Annotated in this window: 14 protein-coding genes; 11 read left to right on the top strand and 3 right to left on the bottom strand. The window is 54.4% G+C overall.

The window, feature by feature from the left end; all coding sequences use genetic code 11:
* Positions 1 to 133 precede the first annotated feature (133 nt).
* The 5 genes from xseA (at position 134) to dxs (ending at position 5,607) form a co-directional block, all read left to right on the top strand.
* Complete coding sequence (xseA, locus tag ACI0FJ_RS01620; protein ID WP_424298137.1) at positions 134 to 1,516, top strand: exodeoxyribonuclease VII large subunit; 1,383 nt, start codon at positions 134 to 136, stop codon at positions 1,514 to 1,516.
* Positions 1,513 to 2,415 (top strand): M23 family metallopeptidase, encoded by a 903-nt coding sequence (locus tag ACI0FJ_RS01615; protein ID WP_424298135.1) that lies wholly within the window; start codon positions 1,513 to 1,515, stop codon positions 2,413 to 2,415. The genes xseA and ACI0FJ_RS01615 overlap by 4 nt, the downstream gene beginning before the upstream one ends.
* Positions 2,412 to 2,642, top strand: coding sequence for an exodeoxyribonuclease VII small subunit (xseB, locus tag ACI0FJ_RS01610; protein ID WP_424298133.1), 231 nt, complete (start codon positions 2,412 to 2,414; stop codon positions 2,640 to 2,642). The genes ACI0FJ_RS01615 and xseB overlap by 4 nt, the downstream gene beginning before the upstream one ends.
* The gene (locus tag ACI0FJ_RS01605) at positions 2,632 to 3,519 is read left to right on the top strand and encodes a polyprenyl synthetase family protein (RefSeq protein WP_424298131.1); all 888 of its coding nucleotides are present in this window, start codon (positions 2,632 to 2,634) and stop codon (positions 3,517 to 3,519) included. The genes xseB and ACI0FJ_RS01605 overlap by 11 nt, the downstream gene beginning before the upstream one ends.
* A 165-nt stretch (positions 3,520 to 3,684) precedes the next feature.
* Complete coding sequence (dxs, locus tag ACI0FJ_RS01600) at positions 3,685 to 5,607, top strand: 1-deoxy-D-xylulose-5-phosphate synthase (RefSeq protein WP_424298129.1); 1,923 nt, start codon at positions 3,685 to 3,687, stop codon at positions 5,605 to 5,607.
* A gap of 113 nt (positions 5,608 to 5,720) precedes the next feature.
* Here dxs and ACI0FJ_RS01595 read toward each other — a convergent pair whose 3' ends face one another.
* Entirely contained in the window at positions 5,721 to 6,962 is a 1,242-nt protein-coding gene (locus ACI0FJ_RS01595) for an ROK family transcriptional regulator (protein WP_424298127.1), read from the bottom strand.
* Positions 6,963 to 7,222: 260 nt separating this feature from the next.
* Here ACI0FJ_RS01595 and ACI0FJ_RS01590 point away from each other — a divergent pair, with 260 nt between their 5' ends.
* The 6 genes from ACI0FJ_RS01590 (at position 7,223) to ACI0FJ_RS01565 (ending at position 13,570) form a co-directional block, all read left to right on the top strand.
* On the top strand, positions 7,223 to 8,470 hold the full coding sequence (locus ACI0FJ_RS01590; RefSeq protein ID WP_424298125.1) for an extracellular solute-binding protein: 1,248 nt from the start codon (positions 7,223 to 7,225) through the stop codon (positions 8,468 to 8,470).
* A 225-nt stretch (positions 8,471 to 8,695) separates the two neighbouring features.
* Complete coding sequence (locus ACI0FJ_RS01585; RefSeq protein ID WP_424298123.1) at positions 8,696 to 9,586, top strand: carbohydrate ABC transporter permease; 891 nt, start codon at positions 8,696 to 8,698, stop codon at positions 9,584 to 9,586.
* Positions 9,586 to 10,428 (top strand): carbohydrate ABC transporter permease, encoded by an 843-nt coding sequence (locus ACI0FJ_RS01580; protein ID WP_424298121.1) that lies wholly within the window; start codon positions 9,586 to 9,588, stop codon positions 10,426 to 10,428. Before ACI0FJ_RS01585 ends, ACI0FJ_RS01580 begins: the two co-directional genes overlap by 1 nt.
* Before the next feature lie 5 nt (positions 10,429 to 10,433).
* A complete protein-coding gene (locus ACI0FJ_RS01575) occupies positions 10,434 to 11,474 on the top strand; it encodes an SIS domain-containing protein (protein ID WP_424298119.1) in 1,041 nt (346 codons plus the stop codon).
* A 9-nt stretch (positions 11,475 to 11,483) separates the two neighbouring features.
* On the top strand, positions 11,484 to 12,458 hold the full coding sequence (locus tag ACI0FJ_RS01570) for a carbohydrate kinase family protein (protein WP_424298117.1): 975 nt from the start codon (positions 11,484 to 11,486) through the stop codon (positions 12,456 to 12,458).
* Positions 12,455 to 13,570 (top strand): ABC transporter ATP-binding protein, encoded by a 1,116-nt coding sequence (locus tag ACI0FJ_RS01565; protein ID WP_424298115.1) that lies wholly within the window; start codon positions 12,455 to 12,457, stop codon positions 13,568 to 13,570. Before ACI0FJ_RS01570 ends, ACI0FJ_RS01565 begins: the two co-directional genes overlap by 4 nt.
* A gap of 89 nt (positions 13,571 to 13,659) precedes the next feature.
* Here the strand turns inward: ACI0FJ_RS01565 and ACI0FJ_RS01560 are convergent, their stop codons facing one another.
* Positions 13,660 to 16,380 carry a molybdopterin-dependent aldehyde oxidoreductase gene (locus ACI0FJ_RS01560; RefSeq protein WP_424298113.1) on the bottom strand — a complete coding sequence of 907 codons (2,721 nt, stop codon included), beginning with the start codon at positions 16,378 to 16,380 and terminating at the stop codon, positions 13,660 to 13,662.
* A 79-nt stretch (positions 16,381 to 16,459) separates the two neighbouring features.
* Positions 16,460 to 17,485 (bottom strand): molybdopterin-binding protein, encoded by a 1,026-nt coding sequence (locus tag ACI0FJ_RS01555; protein ID WP_424306442.1) that lies wholly within the window; start codon positions 17,483 to 17,485, stop codon positions 16,460 to 16,462.
* Between the last annotated feature and the right edge of the window lie 133 nt (positions 17,486 to 17,618).

The raw sequence follows: 17,618 nt of genomic DNA, 5'->3' as shown, positions 1-17,618 counted from the left end.
CTGCAAGCAAGGACTCAGGGGCCCAGCTGGCAAGTGTTCATTCCCAACATAAAAACTTCGGGAACAGGAAGGGCGGGAAAATCTAACTCAGGTTTTCCCGCTCGTTTTCCCTTCCTTTCCCGCATGGACTGCCATGCATATCTTTACCGTCAGTGAAATTTCCGGAGCCCTGCGCGATGTTGTGGAAGCGCAGTTTCCCTTTGTATGGGTGCGCGGCGAGGTGACCAACCTGTCCCGCCCTGCTTCCGGACATATTTATTTTTCACTTGGCGACGGTAACTCGGTCCTGAATGTGGTCTGGTTTCGCAAAAGCCAGTGGACAGGTGGCGACGGATGCGTCCACCCCATGACCGGCGAAGTCTGTGAAGGAGGCCCCGACGTTCTGGAAGACGGACTGGAAGTCATGTGCGCGGGACGGCTGTCCGTATACAGCGGGCGCAGCACTGTGCAGCTGATTGCAGAACTTGTGCAGGAAGTCGGCACCAGCACCATGGCCTTGGCTTTTGAACAGCTGAAAAAGGAATTGAAGGAACAGGGATACTTTGATTCCGATCGCAAGATGGAGTTGCCCCCTGCCCCTCGTCGCATTGCCGTGGTTACGGCTGCCACGGGAGCCGCCATACGCGACTTCCTGCGCATTGCGGAAAGCCGGGGAACAGGCGCACAAATCCACATCCACCCTGTCCTGGTGCAGGGGCGAGAGGCCCCGGTACAGATAGCTTCCGCCCTGGATGATATTTGCGAAGAAGGTTGGGCTGATGCCGCCGTCGTCATTCGTGGAGGCGGCTCTCTGGAAGATTTATGGGCATTCAATACGCGGGAAGTGGCGGACGCAATTTTCAGGGCTACCCTTCCGGTAGTTTCCGGGGTCGGCCACGAAGTTGATGTAACCATAGCCGATCTTGTGGCCGATGTTCGGGCAGCCACCCCCAGCCACGCGGCGCAACTTTTGTGGCCGGAACGGCGGGAGTTGTGGCAACGCCTGGACGATCTCGATATGGGACTTGAAAACGCCTGGCTGAGGCTTTTGCGAAAAAAAGAGGAAGCCCTTGCCACACAGGAAAAAGGGTTGGGATGGCTTTCCCCTGCCCGCCGCCTTGACCGTCTGCTGGAGCGTTTCGAACGAGAGAATACGCGTCTTGCAGAAGCAGGTACACGTTTTTTCAAAACCAGAATCACCGAGCTCGACAGGACAACAGCACGCCTTGCAACAGTCTGGGGCCCATCGAGATGGACTGCCGACAGACTGCATATCCAGAATTTGGAGCAGGGGCTGCAGAACGCATTGACCCGGCACCTGGAGCGCGCACAAAACAAAATGGACCTTACAACCGAAAGGCTGCATGCCATGGACCCGGAAAAGCCCCTTGCACGTGGCTACAGTCTGGTGCAGATTGGCCGGACCGGCAAGTTCCTGCGCGGACCGGACGACGTGAAAACCGGAGACGGATTACGCATCACCGCAGCCAATGGCAACGTGCAGGCCGTTGTTACCGATACCCAGGATGAATCATGACCATACACCGTCGTATCCCTTTTCTTTTTCTCCTTCTTCTGCTCCTCTCCTTTGCTTCTCCTCTTACCGCTCAAGCCGACATAACATTCCAAGCCCCATCCTCCGTGTCTTGGGGCGAAGCATTCGTAGTGCGGGTTCGTTCCGATCTTTCTCTTGCGAATGCAAAACTCGTCTGGCTGAACAAGACCATTCCGCTGCAGGTGGATAAAACCAAGCAAGGCTATACGGCGAGCGCAATTCTGGGCACGGATGTCAAATATTCCAAGCCCGGCCCCCAATCCCTTGGATTTTCAGCAACCGTGGGCAAGGTTCAATCTTCCCTGAAACGCACCATACAGGTGGAGCCGAAAAAATATAAGGAACAGCACCTTGCGGTTGCCAAAAAGATGGTGAATCCTTCGAAAAAGTCGCTGGGTAAAATCCAAAAGGAGTCCCGCCTGATGGGGAAAGCCCTTGCAACGCTGACGCCGGAAAGGTACTGGTCCTTACCGTTTACCCGGCCTGTGAAAGGGGGCATCAGCAGCGAATACGGCTTGCGCCGCTTTTACAACGAGCAGCCCCGTTCTCCGCACCGGGGCGTTGACCTGCGAGGGGCAAAGGGTACGCCCATCAAAGCGGTCAATGCCGGACGCGTTGTTCTGAAAGGCAAATTCTACTTTGGTGGCAACACCGTTTTCATCGACCACGGGCAGGGACTCATCAGCATGTACTGCCATATGTCCAAGATCAAAGTGAAGCAGGGAGCCATGGTAAGCAAGGGGGAGGTCATCGGGCTGGTAGGCAGTACCGGTCGGGTAACAGGACCGCATCTGCATCTGAGCATATTTTCCGCTGGCCAAAGTTCCAACCCGTTGCCTTTGTTCACTCCTGAATTCGGAAAAGAGAAAACCGCATCATGAGCGAAAAAACAAATTTTGAAGATCAACTTGCCCGTCTGCGTACCATAGTGGACGCTTTAGAAAATGGCGAACTTCCCCTTGAACAGGGAGTTGCCCTGTACAAGGAAGGACTGAGTCTGGCAAAGTCCTGTCGCACAACGCTGGAAAACGCCAAAAACGAAGTCACAATGTACCAAGAGGGCCTGCTCACACAATTCAGCCCTGTGGAGTCTGAAAATGACGATTAAGGAACGTATTGCACCATATACGCAGACAGTCGAAGGATATCTCGTCACCTGTTTGGAGGATCGGCGTATTCCCAAACGGTTGAAGGAAGCCATGCAATACAGCCTGATGGCTGGCGGAAAACGCATCCGCCCCGTCATTTGCCTGCTGTGGGCCGAATTGTTCGGAGTGAAACGCGAACATGCCCTCCCCTTTGCCGCCTCCATCGAGATGATCCATACATACTCGCTGATTCACGATGACCTCCCAGCCATGGATGATGATGATCTGCGCAGGGGCAAGCCATCCAACCATAAGGTTTTCGGTGAAGCCACAGCCATACTTGCCGGGGATGGCCTGCTTACCGAGGCCTTTGTGAGCATGTTCGAGGCCTCGACAGATATCCCTGCCGCCAATATCCTCGATGCCTCGCGTTTGCTTGCCCAGGCAGCAGGTGCAGGCGGAATGGTGGGCGGCCAGGATTTGGACATGCTTTTCACCGATGCGGAAGAAGTCGGCATTGCCGAATTAAAGCAGATGCACGCCATGAAAACCGGCGCCATTCTGCAGGCTTCCTGCACATGCGGAACGGCTTTGGCCGGAGCGCAGGAAAAAGACAGGCAAAATGCCCATACGTACGGCACAATGATTGGTGCCGCGTTCCAGATTGTCGACGACATTCTCGACATTGTCGGGGACGAAAAAACGTTGGGAAAACCCGTGGGCAGTGACGTGGGTATGGGCAAAGCCACTTACCCAAGCCTTCTGGGGCTGGAAGAAAGCCGTGAACTGGCTGCCAAGTATGTGGAAAAAGCCAAGGAATGCCTGGCTGGCTATACAGGTGAGCAGGCTGAAACGCTTGGAGATTTGGCACAATACATTGTGGACAGGGCGAACTGAAATTCCATTGTTCGCTTTCCGTAAAATTCAATCCAACACGGCAGCCAGCAACAAAAGGTCCGACGCAGCAGTGCGCGTTTCACACAACATTGTGACTCGGTTTGCGGGTGAGATAACCTGCCCATAAATGGTATAAAGATAAATATGAATCAGAGCGAAGCCCCCATGGCAGATCAGCTACCAGACACGATTGAAACACATCCGGCAATTCTGCCGACCATTGCCTCCCCGGACGATATCCGTGAGCTTGGGGTGGACGAAATGGAGCAGGTTGCTGATGAAATACGCAAGGTCATCATCGACACGGTTTCCCACACCGGCGGACATCTGGCCCCGGGATTGGGGGTGGTCGAGCTGACCCTTGCTCTTTACAATGTGTTCAATCCCAAGGTGGACAAATTTGTCTGGGATGTGGGGCATCAGGCATATGCTCACAAGATTCTCACCGGGCGCTTGAACAAATTTCATACACTCCGCCAGTTTGGGGGCATCAGCGGTTTTCCAAGACCCTCGGAAAATCCGGTCTACGATCACTTTGGTGTGGGCCATTCCAGCACGTCTATCTCCGCGGCATTGGGCATGGCTGTTGCGCGTGACCTGGCAGGAGAAGACCACAAGGTGGTGGCTGTCATCGGCGACGGTTCCATGACTGCAGGCCTTGCCTATGAGGGGCTGAACCAGGTGGGCGGCATGGAGCGCGATCTCATTGTCGTACTCAACGACAATGAAATGTCTATTTCGCGCAATGTCGGCGCTCTTTCCCGATTTCTTTCCCGCAACCTCTCCAAGCCCTGGCTCATGCGGCTGAAAAAGGAATTCGAGAACCGCATTCGCAGTATCCCGCGCATTGGCGAAGAGCTGTACACCTACGCCCGGCGTAGTGAAGACGCCTTCAAGGGAGTCTTTACTCCGGGTATGCTCTTCCAGGCCTTCGGGTTCAACTATGTGGGCCCCATCGACGGGCACGACATCAAAGACTTGGTTCACGTATTCCAGCAGGTCAAAGAGCTCTCCGGCCCAACCCTCATCCACGTGCTCACCCAAAAGGGCAAAGGCTATGCCCCGGCCGAAAACAACCCCACCTATTTTCACGGCGTGGGCTGTTTTGAACCGGAAACAGGCAAGGCCCGAAAATTTTCCGGCTGTTCCCTGCCTTCGTACACGGATGTCTTTGGAAAAACTCTTTGTAAATTGGCGGATAAAGACGATAAGCTCATTGCAATAACAGCTGCAATGCCTGAGGGAACCGGCATTTCGGCATTCGCGAATAAATACCCCGATCGTTTTGTAGACGTGGGGATATGTGAACAACACGCAGTGACCTTTGCGGCCGGTCTGGCTTCCCAGGGATACAAACCAGTAGTCGCCATCTACTCGACATTTCTTCAAAGGTCGTATGACCAGATTGTGCACGACGTCTGCCTGCAAAACCTGCCTGTCACCTTCTGTCTGGATCGCGGCGGACTGGTCGGAGAGGATGGGGCCACGCACCATGGGGCCTTTGATCTCTCCTATTTGAGGCACATTCCGAATATCACGGTAATGGCTCCCAAGGACGAAGTTGAACTGCGTGATATGATGGCAACGGCTTTGGCCCTTAACGGTCCGGCTGCAGTACGCTACCCGCGTGGAGTTGGTGTAGGGACCGATTTTTCCGGTGAGCCCACGCCACTCCCATTGGGGGTGGGTGAACTGCTGCATGAAGGGGATGATGTCCTCATTGTAGCCATTGGCAGCCGTGTCTACCCTGCCATTGAAGCAGCCGAGGAATTGAAGGCCGAAGCAGGGCTTGGAGTGTCTGTTTTCAACGCTCGATTTGTTAAACCTTTACCCGAAAAACAACTTCTGGAACTGGCTGAACGCTTCAAGCACATTGTTGTTGCAGAAGAAAATGCTCTGGCTGGTGGCTTCAGCTCAGCCATTATGGAAATGCTTGCGGACAACGACGCATTGGACGGTTTGCACATCAAACGTGTGGGCCTTCCCGATGTCTTTGTGGAACACGGCAAACAAAAGCAACTTCGTGAGACCATGGGGTTGGATAAGGATGGAATCCGTCGAGCCGTGCAAGCAGTAATGAAACAATAGGTCGAGCTCCCCTCGAACGATCTTTTCACTCAGGCAGAAAACAAAGCGGCAGACGCTCCCCAAAGCGTCCGCCGCCAACGGTCTTATTTCACAAAAAATTTCCTTCCCCGATTCTATGCCTGCTTTTTGAGCAGCATATCCATCTGTGGACCGATCCGGGCATATACGCTTAAAGCCGCAGCGCCCCGCGCCGTTGTTTCCGGCCCGGATGTACCCACCAAAACGCGAGACACGCGTTGGTCGCAGTTCTTCCCATTGTTATCATTCATGCCACAGCTTGAAACCGAACCGTACAACGGACACAGCGCTTCGTGCATGGCATTAAGCACATTCTGCGGCAACAACCCGCCAAGAATGATATTTTCCGGGTCCAGGACTGATTCGAGAATATTCACGGCCTGCCGCAAACGGGGAATGGCGCTTTCCATCCATTTCTGGATACGTGGATCATTTTTCAGAAAGAGCTTGCCTACCAAGTCAATCGATGTCCGGTCCGGCTTGAGAATACCAAGGGCATCGTAAATTGCCTGAAGGGAGACATATCGTTCCAGACACCCTTGGTTTCCGCAGGGACACGGACGACCGCCGGGTTCCACAACCATATGCCCTATTTCCCCGGCATTACGGCCTTTTCCCCGGTAAAGACTGCCGTTGCAGTACACTCCGGCTCCCAGCCCGAGGCCGAAATAAATATATGCAAAGTTCTCAAAAGCATGCCCCCTGCCAAACAGGCTTTCCCCCACGCAGGCGGCCGAGGCATCGTTTTCCACCACAACCGGCACCCCAAGTTTCTCTTCCATCCACTCCACGGTATGAATATCGGTCCACTTGGGCAGTGTGGTCGGTCCCACGGAGGAGATGCCCGCGACGTTGAAGGGCCCGGGCATTGCCAGCCCGATCCCCATGAGCTTTTCCGCCTTCTCCGGCATGGTCTTCCGAAGCTCGTCCAATATATTGGATAAAATTTTCACTGTATCCTTGGGGGCCGGATAGACCACGTCATGCAGCTCGCTCCAGACGATATTCCCTCCCATGTCGGTGAGCACCGCCACCAGTGAAAACGGGTCCAGGTGTATCCCCAGGCTATACCCGCTTTCCGGACAAAAACTGATCATCACCCCCGGGTGTCCCCGACCTCTGTTTTTTTCGGGATCAACGGCCTTGCCCATGCGCACAAGCCCAATCTCATGCAGCTCCGCCACAATATTCTGAATAGTCTGGCGGGAAAGGAGTGTGATTCTGGCAATGTCTGCCCTGGAAAGAGGACCACGCCGCCGAATGACATCCAAAACGACCCGGTGGTTGTGTGTCTTGGCTCTTTCCAAGTTGGTTCCCGTAGTCCTGATGGAGTTCAAAGCCAGGCTCGGGGATGGAGTAGAAGTGCTCATAAGACTGTATTTAAAGGTTTTCTTTTTTTAAATCAATTTGACAAAAAAAAGAGCTGCCGTTACAACTCAGATACTTGTGAGACTCCAAATTACAGTCGTGATTAGGCTGGCAACTTATGCTATTTGTAGGACAAATTTTATTTGTGCGTCATCGGAGGCCGAACGCGGAAATGAAATAAACGTAAAGTTGTCTGCCAAGGCTTTGTAAACACCCCAGGAGGTGCGCAATGCGTTGCAAAGGTTTTCTGTCAATTTTCCTGTCCGCGGCCGTGATGCTTTTGTCGGCATCCGCAGTTATGGCGCAAACAACCCTCAACGCCCTTTTCATGAGTCAGGCCGCCTATAGCGAAGACAACGTCAAGGCTATGACTGCCGACTTCGAAGCAGCCAACCCCGGTATCAAAGTCAACACAGAATTCGTCCCTTACGAAGCCCTGCACGATAAAATCGTAGCGGCCAAAGGAGCTGGCGACCGTGGATACGACGTGGTTCTTTTCGACGTTGTTTGGCCTGCCGAATTTGCCAAACGCGGTTTTCTCGTGGACGTAACCGACCGGATTGATCCTTCCCTGCAAAATCAAATTTTCGACGGCGCCTGGACCACTGTTACTTATAACGACCATAAGTACGGCATGCCCTGGATTCTGGACACCAAATACCTGTTCTACAACAAGGAAATGCTCAAAAAGGCCGGATTCGACACACCTCCCGCCACATGGAGCGAACTCCTGAAGCAGGCCAAGGTCATCAAGGACAAGGGACTGGCTGAGTTCCCCATCGTTTGGAGCTGGGGCCAGGCCGAAGCAGTCATCTGCGACTACACGACCTTGGTCGGTGCCTATGCCGGTAAATTTTACGACAACGGCAAGCCCGTATTCAACCAGGGCGGTGCTCTCGATGCCGTTAAATTCATGGTGGACAGTCTGGATAAGGGCCTGACCAATCCGAGCTCCCGTGAATACCTGGAAGAAGACGTACGCCGCGTATTCTCCAATGGCGAAGCAGCCTTTGCCCTGAACTGGACCTACATGTTTGCCCTGGCCAACGATCCCAAGGAAAGTAAAATCGCTGGCAAGGCCGGTGTTGCCCCTGCCCCCGGTGTGGAAGGCAAGACCAAGGCCTCCGCTGTGAACGGTTCCATGGGGTTGGGGATTCCCGGCAACAGCGCGCATAAGGACGAAGCCTGGAAGTACATCACCTACCTGACCTCCCAGAAGGTCCAGAACAAGTATGCTCGCCTGAGCCTGCCCATCTGGAAATCTTCCTACAGCGATCCCGCCGTGACCAACGGACAGGAATCCTTGGTGGCTGCAGCCGATAAGGCCTTGTCCGTCATGTACCCGCGTCCGGCCGTTCCTTTTTACACCGAACTGTCCAACATCCTGCAACGCTACATCCATGAAGCTTTGCTGGGCAAGTCGACGCCCGCCGAAGCCATGGACAATGCCGTGCAGCGTGCCCGCCGCCTTCGTTAGTGTGACGTCCGCAAAATACGTAAACGTATTTTGCGGAGGACCGCGACCTGAAAAACACGGTTTTCAGGTTCGCTCACACCGCCTTTGGCGGTGCATGGTGGGCCATGCACCCATGTGACGTGCCGCTCGTTTTGCCGCGTATGTAATGATGCGGATTTAACGGGCGCGACACGAGGCCAAACGGGTAAAAAAGAACACCATCGCTAATCACAGAGAGATACGATTATGATGAAGGGCTGGCGACAACATAGCGAGACTACGGCGCTTTTGGCGCCAGCCCTCGTCATCATGGCCATCGTCACGTTTATTCCCCTTTTCCGCACCATTGTATTCAGCTTTACCAATGCCGAAATCACGGCCCTGGACACCCCGGTAAAGTGGATTGGGCTGGAAAACTATATCTACGCCCTCACGGACCCGGATTTCAGAGACGCACTTTGGCGTACCTTCTATTTCACATTCGTTTCTGTTGGGCTGGAAACCCTGTTGGGACTCGGCGTGGCCATGTTCCTCAACCTTGAGTTCAAGGGACGCACCATACTGCGCACCCTAATAATTCTTCCCTGGGCCGTGCCCAACATCGTCAACGCCATGATGTGGCGTCTTATTTTTCATCCGGACTACGGCAGCTTCAACGCGTTCCTGTACCAGCTTGGCTTTATCCATCACTACAAATCCTGGCTGGGCGATCCCGACAGTGCCATGAATATGGTCATCATGGCCGATGTCTGGAAAAACTACCCGCTGATAGCTTTTGTCATTCTGGCGGCCCTACAGACCATCCCCCGCGAACTGTACGACGCCGCACGTGTGGAAGCTGCCGGGGCTTGGCACCGCTTCCGCTACATTACCCTGCCCGGCATTGCCGGACCGTTGCTGGTGGTAATCATACTACGCACCATTGAGGCCTTCCGCGTTTTCGATATCGTCTACGTTATGACCCGAGGCGGGCCAGCCGACACCACCAAGACCGCCAGCTTTTACGTCTATCAGGAATATTTCTCCTATCTGCGTTCAGGAAGCGGAGCGTCCTATGCAGTTATCATCGCAGTCATCAGTGCGCTTATGATCGGCTTATATTTCGGAGTGGTCAAAAAACAGGAGGCTGTCAGATAATGCGACGTCCCTTCTGGCAATCCTTGCTCATCTATTGCAGCGCGGGGCTGATACTTATGGTGACGCTAGCGCCCATAGCCTGGTTGGTTTTGATGAGCGTTTCCAGTTCCCAGGATCTTATTACCGTCCCCCTGCCCTGGATTCCCAAACATTGGGATTTTTCAAAGTATGCGCAGCTTCTGGACATGACGGGCTACATTACCGAGAATCCCTTTCTCATGGCTTTGCGCAACAGCCTCATTGCAGCCTTTGGTTCCACCCTGCTGGCACTGGTGGCGGCAATTCCCGCAGCCTATGCCTTTTCCAGACGAAATGGCCCCATGGCCCTGCTGTTTCTGCTGCTGGCAACCTACATGATGCCACCCATCACATATGTGTTGCCCCTGTATACGCTCTTCAGCGATATCGGCATGCTCAACAACCCGGTCACGCTCATTGCGGTGTACTGCACCATGTTGCTTCCCTTTGCCACCTGGCTCATCAAAAGCAACCTGGACGTCCTGCCTGTGGAAGTGGAACACGCCGCCACAGTGGAAGGAGCGGGCACAATGCGGACGCTCGTCAGCGTGGTACTGCCCATGATCCGCCCGGTGCTCATGGCCGCGGCCATGCTCTCCTTTCTCATAGCCTGGGACGAATTTTTCTATTCACTGATCTTCAACAGCGACCTGCGCGGTAAAACCCTTCCCGTAGCCATTGCCGACTTCGCAGCCGGCAGGGTCACGGACTATGGTCTGATAGCCTCGGTGGGTGTTCTGGCTTCCCTGCCCCCCACGTTTCTGGCCGTCTTTTTCCAACGTCATCTGGTACAGGGACTGGCCGCAGGCAGTGTCAAAGGATAAACGGCATGAACACAAATTTTGATCCCGCAAAGGCCAGCGGCCTGGAAAAATTGCACTTTGAAATGTCCCGGCAACATCAGGACGCCCTGGACTCCTTTCGCCAAGCCACTCCCGTTGCCAAGGAAATTGCGCAGAGTCTGAAAACAGCCCCACGGCTGCTCCTGCTCGGTATGGGCGCGTCCCACTGGGCCAACCGAATCGTGGAACCGATCTTTCGTAAGGCGAGCATAGACGCGACAGCCCAGCCTGTGTCTGAATACTTACGCGCTCCCCTTCCGCGTGGCGGCAGAACCGTGCTGCTGACCTCCCAATCCGGAGAATCCGGTGAGATTATAAAATTTCTCGACGAGATGCACACGCCAGGACGCACATTCGGCCTGACCCTGAACCCCAAAAGCGCACTGGGAAACAGGGTTCCCAGCCTTATCGGAGCAGGTGGTATGGAAGTAGGCTTTGCGGCTACCCGCAGCCTGCTCGTTACGCTGGCTCTGCATGCCGCTGTACTCCGCGAGTTGGGAATAACTCAGGATGAGCTGGAAAAAGTTCTGAGCAACCCGGTTCCTGTGGAATGTCCTGATCCTGCAGCAAAGGACGCGGAAAAGGAAATTGCCTCCAGTTCGTGTGTTGTTTTCTCCAGCCGCAACATCATGCAAGGCGTGGCCGATGCAGGAGCCCTCTGCCTTATGGAGCTGGCCCGGATTCCGGCATTTTCTCTCGAAGGTGGCCAATTTCTGCACGGTCCGTGTGAAATGCTCAAGCCGGGCATAGGCATTGTATTGTTTCGTCCTGTGGAAGATACATCCAACTCCATACGGCGTATCGCCGAAACTTGTGTCGGAGCCGGACTCAAGCCTGTTGTTTTTGATCTTACGAACAAAGACGATCTGCGCGGCTGCATCCGCATCCCCCTGCCCGGCTACAGAGGGCTGGCAGGAGCCGCAGCCGCGCTTGTTACCGCACAATCCGTCCTGGTGAAGACCGCATCCGTCATGGTGCCGGACGTCGGCTGCCCTGTTCGTTCCAACAAAGTGACCAACGGCGAGTAGGAGACCTATTTGAGTCTGAAGCCCCATAAAAACCTTCTCGTCATCGGCAACACCCAGGGCGACCTGATAATAGGCCCCATGGAACACTGGCCCGAACCGGGAACTGAAACCATCTACCCACTCAGCGATTTGCGCCCTGGGGGATCGGCAGGCAATACAGCGCTTGCGCTCAATGCCCTGAAGTTTCCCTACAGGCTCATTTCCGCAGTGGGGAACGATTACAACGGACGCTGGTTGCGGCAGACATTTGGTATGGAAGGACGTCCGTGGGAAATCATCGAAGCCCCCACAACCATATCGGTCGGCATCGTACACACGGACAAAGAAAGAACCTTCATGACCACCACCGGCCATTTGAAGGAATTTTCCACCTCACACATCCTGGCCGGTTTGGAGGAAGTTCCGGAAGGTGGTGGCATTGCCCTGCTGTCCGGGGTATTTCTCAGCCCTCCCCTTATTCCCGAGTATGACAGACTCATGGAAAAGCTGGCGGAACACGGCTACGACATGGCTATTGATCCGGGCTGGCCGGACGGAGGATGGGATGATGCGTTGCGAACCAGGGTTATGGGGTGGTTCGAACGTTGCAAACATATTCTTATCAATGACAAAGAAGCCGAGGCCCTGACCGGATATTCCACCCCGGAACGGGCATGCCGGGAGCTTGCAGACCTTCTCCCGCAGGGATGCAGCGTCATTATCAAATGCGGCGGCAATGGAGCCATGGTTCAACACGGCTCGCAATTCTACACGGCGGCAGCTCCTGTCATTGAGCCTTTCGACACCATTGGTGCGGGAGATGGGTTCAACGGCGGGTATCTGTACGGTCTGCTGACCTGCGACAATCAGGCCGCACAACTTGAGCACGCCCTGCGCTGCGGCGTGCTAACAGCATCAACGGCGGTAAACAGCTTTCCGCGTCGCTACCCCGACGCGAGGGAACTCGGGCAAATGCTGGCAAACTACGAGAAAGAGGCAGAATGACCATGGAACCGGTACTGACAACACAGGCTCTGGGCAAGGCCTATGGAAACACCACGATTCTGCGCGACATCGACCTGACCATGGAGGATGGCGAATTTCTCGTGCTGGTCGGCCCTTCCGGATCGGGCAAGTCCACATTGCTCTCCTGTATTGCGGGGCTTACCGAGGTGACGTCTGGCCGCATATTCATAGGCGGCAAGGACATGACCTTTATCAAGCCCAGCAACCGCGATATTTCGATGGTTTTCCAGTCCTACGCTCTGTTTCCGACCATGACCGTACTCGGCAACATTACCTTTGGCATGAAGGTCCGCAAGGTCCCTAAAGCCGAACAGAAAAAACGGGTGGAGCGGGTAGCCGAGCAACTCAAGATTTTCCATCTGCTCGACCGCCGTCCCGGACAGCTTTCCGGCGGCCAACGCCAACGTGTTGCCATGGCCCGTGCCTTGGTCAGGCAGCCGCGCATTTTTCTTTTTGACGAACCGCTTTCCAACCTGGACGCCAAGCTGCGCGTCTCCATGCGTGCCGAGATCAAACGCCTGCACCGCAACATGAATGCGTCCATCGTTTATGTGACGCATGATCAGATCGAAGCAATGACTCTCGCGACACGCATCGTGGTGCTGAGCGAAGGCATAGTACAGCAGATAGGTACCCCAGACGAGCTGTACAACCACCCTGCCAATACCTTTGTGGCCGATTTCATGGGGTCGCCCTCCATGAACCTCGTCCCGAGCACGGTAACCATGACGGACGGAACGGCTCACATAAGCATCACCTGCGAAGACGGGAAAATCATCAACCTTGAAGACCGTACACCTCCGGTGGGACTGGGAGGAGCAGAGCAGCGTCCCGTCATCTTCGGTGTGCGACCCGAGGCTGTTCACGATGCCCGAAGCCATGAACACAGGGACATGCAATATTTCGAACGAGTGGTCGAGATGGTTGATCCTGCCGGTGCCGACACTTACGCACTGACGCAGTTGGGAGGCTGTGAGTTCATGGCCCGCCTCAAGGCCGACACTCCCATAGCAGCCGGACAAACTTTCCGTTTCGCCATGGATACGACCTATACATCGTACTTTGATCCCCAAAGCGGAAAACGTATCTAACCAGACAATTTCCCGGGCTCTGACAACATAATAAAGGCCGCCTTCCTTAAGGAAGGCGGCCTTGTTGTTTCTACCGTGTGGATTTAAACCTACTTGTTCAGTTCGGCCAAAACCTTTTCGGGCAATGCGGGCAAATGACGAATGCGTACGCCAGATGCATTGTAAATGGCATTGATAACAGCAGCATGCGGGCAGGTCAGAGGCAGTTCGCCCACGCCGGATGCGCCGTGAGGACCGTCGGGACGCGGCGTTTCAACATAGATGATTTCCATGTCGTCCGGAATGTCCTTGATCATGGGGAAGCCGGCACCACGCATGGTGGAGTGCTTCATGATGTCTTCGTAATCTTCGGTAAGTGCCAGGCCAATGCCCTGTGCCAACCCACCGTAGACCTGTCCATCAACAATCAGCTTGTTGGAGATCGTACCGATATCGGCCACGAGGGTCATCTTTTCTACCGTGGTCTTGCCTGTGGCAAGTTCCACTGCAACTTCGGCCATGAAGATACCATACATGTAGCAGCAGAAGGGGCTGCCCTGGCTGTTTTCATCGCAATCCGTGGCCGGGGCTGTCCATTTGCCGTTGTATTTTGTCGCACGCTTTTCAGCGACCATTTCTTCGTAGGTACGGTAGGTGCCGTCGTCCTTGCGCAGACCGTCAAGAAGCATTTCACAGGCAGTCTTGATACCCTGACCAACCATAACCTGCGAGCGGCTGCCGCCAGCGGGACCGCCGTTGGGGCAGAACTGGGTATCGTTGAGAACCAGATGAATCTGCTCGGGCTTCAATCCCAGGGGACGAAGAGTTTCGTGCGCCATGGAAAGTGTTCCCATGTCGCCGCCCTGCCCGTGGTCGTGCCAGGTGGCGTACACGGTTACGGTGTTATCCTCATGCAGTTCAATATCTGCTTCGGCGGTGTCCGGGCCGTCCAGACCGCTGCCGTACACGCCAAGAGAGATGCCCACGCCGCGTTTGACTTCCGCAGTGGAATTCTTCGCAGCTTTGGCCTTGGCCTCTTCATACTTGGGCTTCAGCAGCTCGAGCATTTCGGGCAGGCTGTAGACTTCCGGGTCCTGTCCTGTAGGTGTGGTGCTTCCCTTGCGGTAGGCGTTCTTCAGGCGCAGTTCCAGCGGATCCATGCCCAGCTTTTCAGCCAGTTCATCAATCAGCACTTCCGAGGCGAACTCGGACTGCGGCGAACCATAACCACGGAAAGCGGAACCCCAGGCGTGGTTGGTGCATACCGTACGGCCGTTACCACGGATGTTGGGGATGTCGTAACCGGCACCAATGAACTGAGCGCCACGGAGAGTAAGCAGGTCGCCGAATTCCGAGTAAGGACCGTGGTCACACGTCCAGTCGGTTTCCATGCCCTTGAGAACACCGTCCTTGGTAGCAGCCATGCGAACGTTCATAAAGAATGGCGAACGCTTGCCAGTGTAGGTCTGCTGCTGGAACCAGTTGTAGCCCAGATAACAGGGGCGTCCTGTTATCATGGCGGCAGAACCGATCAAGGCTTCCATGGTGGGGCTGAACTTGTAACCGAACGTACCACCGGCAGGGTTCTGCACCATGATGACGTTTTCAGGTTCGATGCCCATGCCAGGAGCGATCATGTACAGGTGCAGGTGCAGGCCGATGGACTTGGAGTGGATAACCAGTTTGCCATCGTCGTTGTAATAGGCAAAGCCTACGTCCGGTTCGATGGGCATATGGGGCTGGCGGCCAACGTAGTAATCGCCTTCGGCAACAACCATATCGCCATCGGAGAAGATGGGTTCTGTTTCTTCACCCTTGGCAACCCGCAGTTCATAATAAATGTTCGGTGTTCCGGGATGAATTTCAATGGCATCGTCAGCCATGGCGGCCGGAGCGCTCATGTATTCGGGAAGCTGTTCAAGCTCCACCTTGACCTTGGCAGCCGCAGCTTTGGCCTGCTCATCCGTATCGGCGCAGACCATGGCAATGGCGTCACCGAACTGGAAGACCTTTTCATCACAAAGGATCGGCCGTTCCCAACCGTCACCCTTGTTGGTGGGGAAGGTAATCAGACCTGTGATGCGGTTTTTGCCCTTGATGTCCTTGTGAGTGATAACCTTGAACACACCGGGCATCTTTTCGGCTTCGGAAGTATCGATGGACAGAATCTTGGCGTGAGAGATCTCTGCCTGCACCAGGGCGATACGAAGTGTGTTGGGAGGAAGTTTCAGGCCGAGGTCGGCGCCGTAATCCAGCGTACCGGTAACCTTGGCAACAGCCGAAGGACGGGGGAATTTCGTTCCCCAGATACGGCCGTCTTCGGGGATCTTGAAAGCCAGCTCATCCATGGTCATTTCGCCGCGCAATACCTTGGCGGCATCGAGCGTGGCGTCAACAAGCTGCTTGTAGCCTGTGCAACGGCAAGCATTACGGTGCTTCTGGAACCAATCGCGGATATCATCGCGGGTGGGGCTGGGATTGGAATCCAGCAGAGCCTTTACCGAAACGATGAATCCGGGGGTGCAGAAACCGCACTGTGCGCCGCCGTGGGCGATCCAGGCCATCTGGATGGGATGCAGGTTGTCTGGAGTCCCGATACCTTCAATCGTTAAGATTTTGGAACCCTCTTTGATACGCGAGACTTTCGTCACGCAGGAACGCACAAGTTTTCCGTCCAAAATAACGCTACACGCTCCACAATGCCCTTCCGCACAACCAACTTTGACACCTGTCAGGCCAAGCTGGTCACGCAGTACCGTGGACAGCCGAGCGTCTTTGTCGACAATCAGCTTACGCGCCACACCGTTGACAATAACATCTCGTTTGATCATCTACTGTTCCCTCCTCAGGGTCTTCAGACAACTAAAAGTTTATCACCTTCATTAATGTCTTTGGAAATCACAGAGGTCCTCAAACTCCTTTTCCAAACCCGCAGGCCGGATAGCGGCACGTGGAGCAGCCTTCACAAAAGCCTCCGTGCCCCAGGGCGACGATATCGTCCCTGGTAACATCCTCGTCCGCCAGAATGCGCGGCACTACAAGGTCGAAAATACTGGCATTATAATACATTACACATCCTGGAAGCCCCAACACGGGGATGTCTCCCAGGTAAGCAAGCATGAACATGGCTCCCGGAAATGTGGGAGAACCGTAAATAACTTCCCGTGCACCAGAGGCACGAATGGATGTCGGCGTCTGATCATCAGGATCAACGGACATGCCACCGGTCAGCACTATCACTTCCGCCCCGGCGGCTTTTAAGCTGTGAATGGCGGCAACCGTTTTCTCTACATCATCTGACACGAAAAGCTGGTCAATGATGGTACTGCCCAGCTTCTCGAACTTTTTGTGCAGAACAGGTCCAAAGCGGTCCTTGATACGTCCTTTGGCCACTTCGCTCCCAGTGGTGATGACGCCGACTTTTTTACTGATGAATGGCTTGACCTGAATAAGTGGGAAATAGCTGGCACAAAGGGCTTCAACTTCACATATGGACTCATCCTCGATAACCAAAGGAACAATTCGGGTTCCCGCCAAGGGCCGCCCCTTGATGACAGTCTGATTGTTATGGATGGTACAGAAGGCCATATCTTTTATGGAGTTGAGGCGGAACAATGCCGTAGTATCGATCTTCAACAGACCATCATATTCAGCTGTAAGCGTAACCTTCCCTTCAGTTGGTTCACTCAAGACAATACCCTTCCCGCTCGCTGCCTTGGCGATTCTCTTGGCGGCATCATCTTCGTGAACCAGACCGTCGGCGAGATCGAACACATACAAATGCTCTTTGCCGATGTTCAGTAATACCGGAATATCTCCAGAAGAAACTATATGACCACGCCGGAACGCAGGCCCTTTGCAAATGCCGGGAACAATCTGCGTAATGTCGTGGCCTAGGATCATTCCGACCGATTCTTCTACAGGAAGGACTTTCATCATAATTGATGCTCCTCAGCAACCGAACAAAAATTCGAATAAATATATAAATTACAGACAGTTACCCATATGCCATAGGCGACATAATAGGACGCCATTTCAATCTTTGTCAATGGAATGGATGATATTTATG

Origin of the sequence: Desulfovibrio sp. 7SRBS1, assembly GCF_049723905.1 — a bacterium.
Taxonomy (GTDB): Bacteria; Desulfobacterota; Desulfovibrionia; order Desulfovibrionales; family Desulfovibrionaceae.
This window is presented reverse-complemented; position numbering and strand designations above follow the sequence as displayed.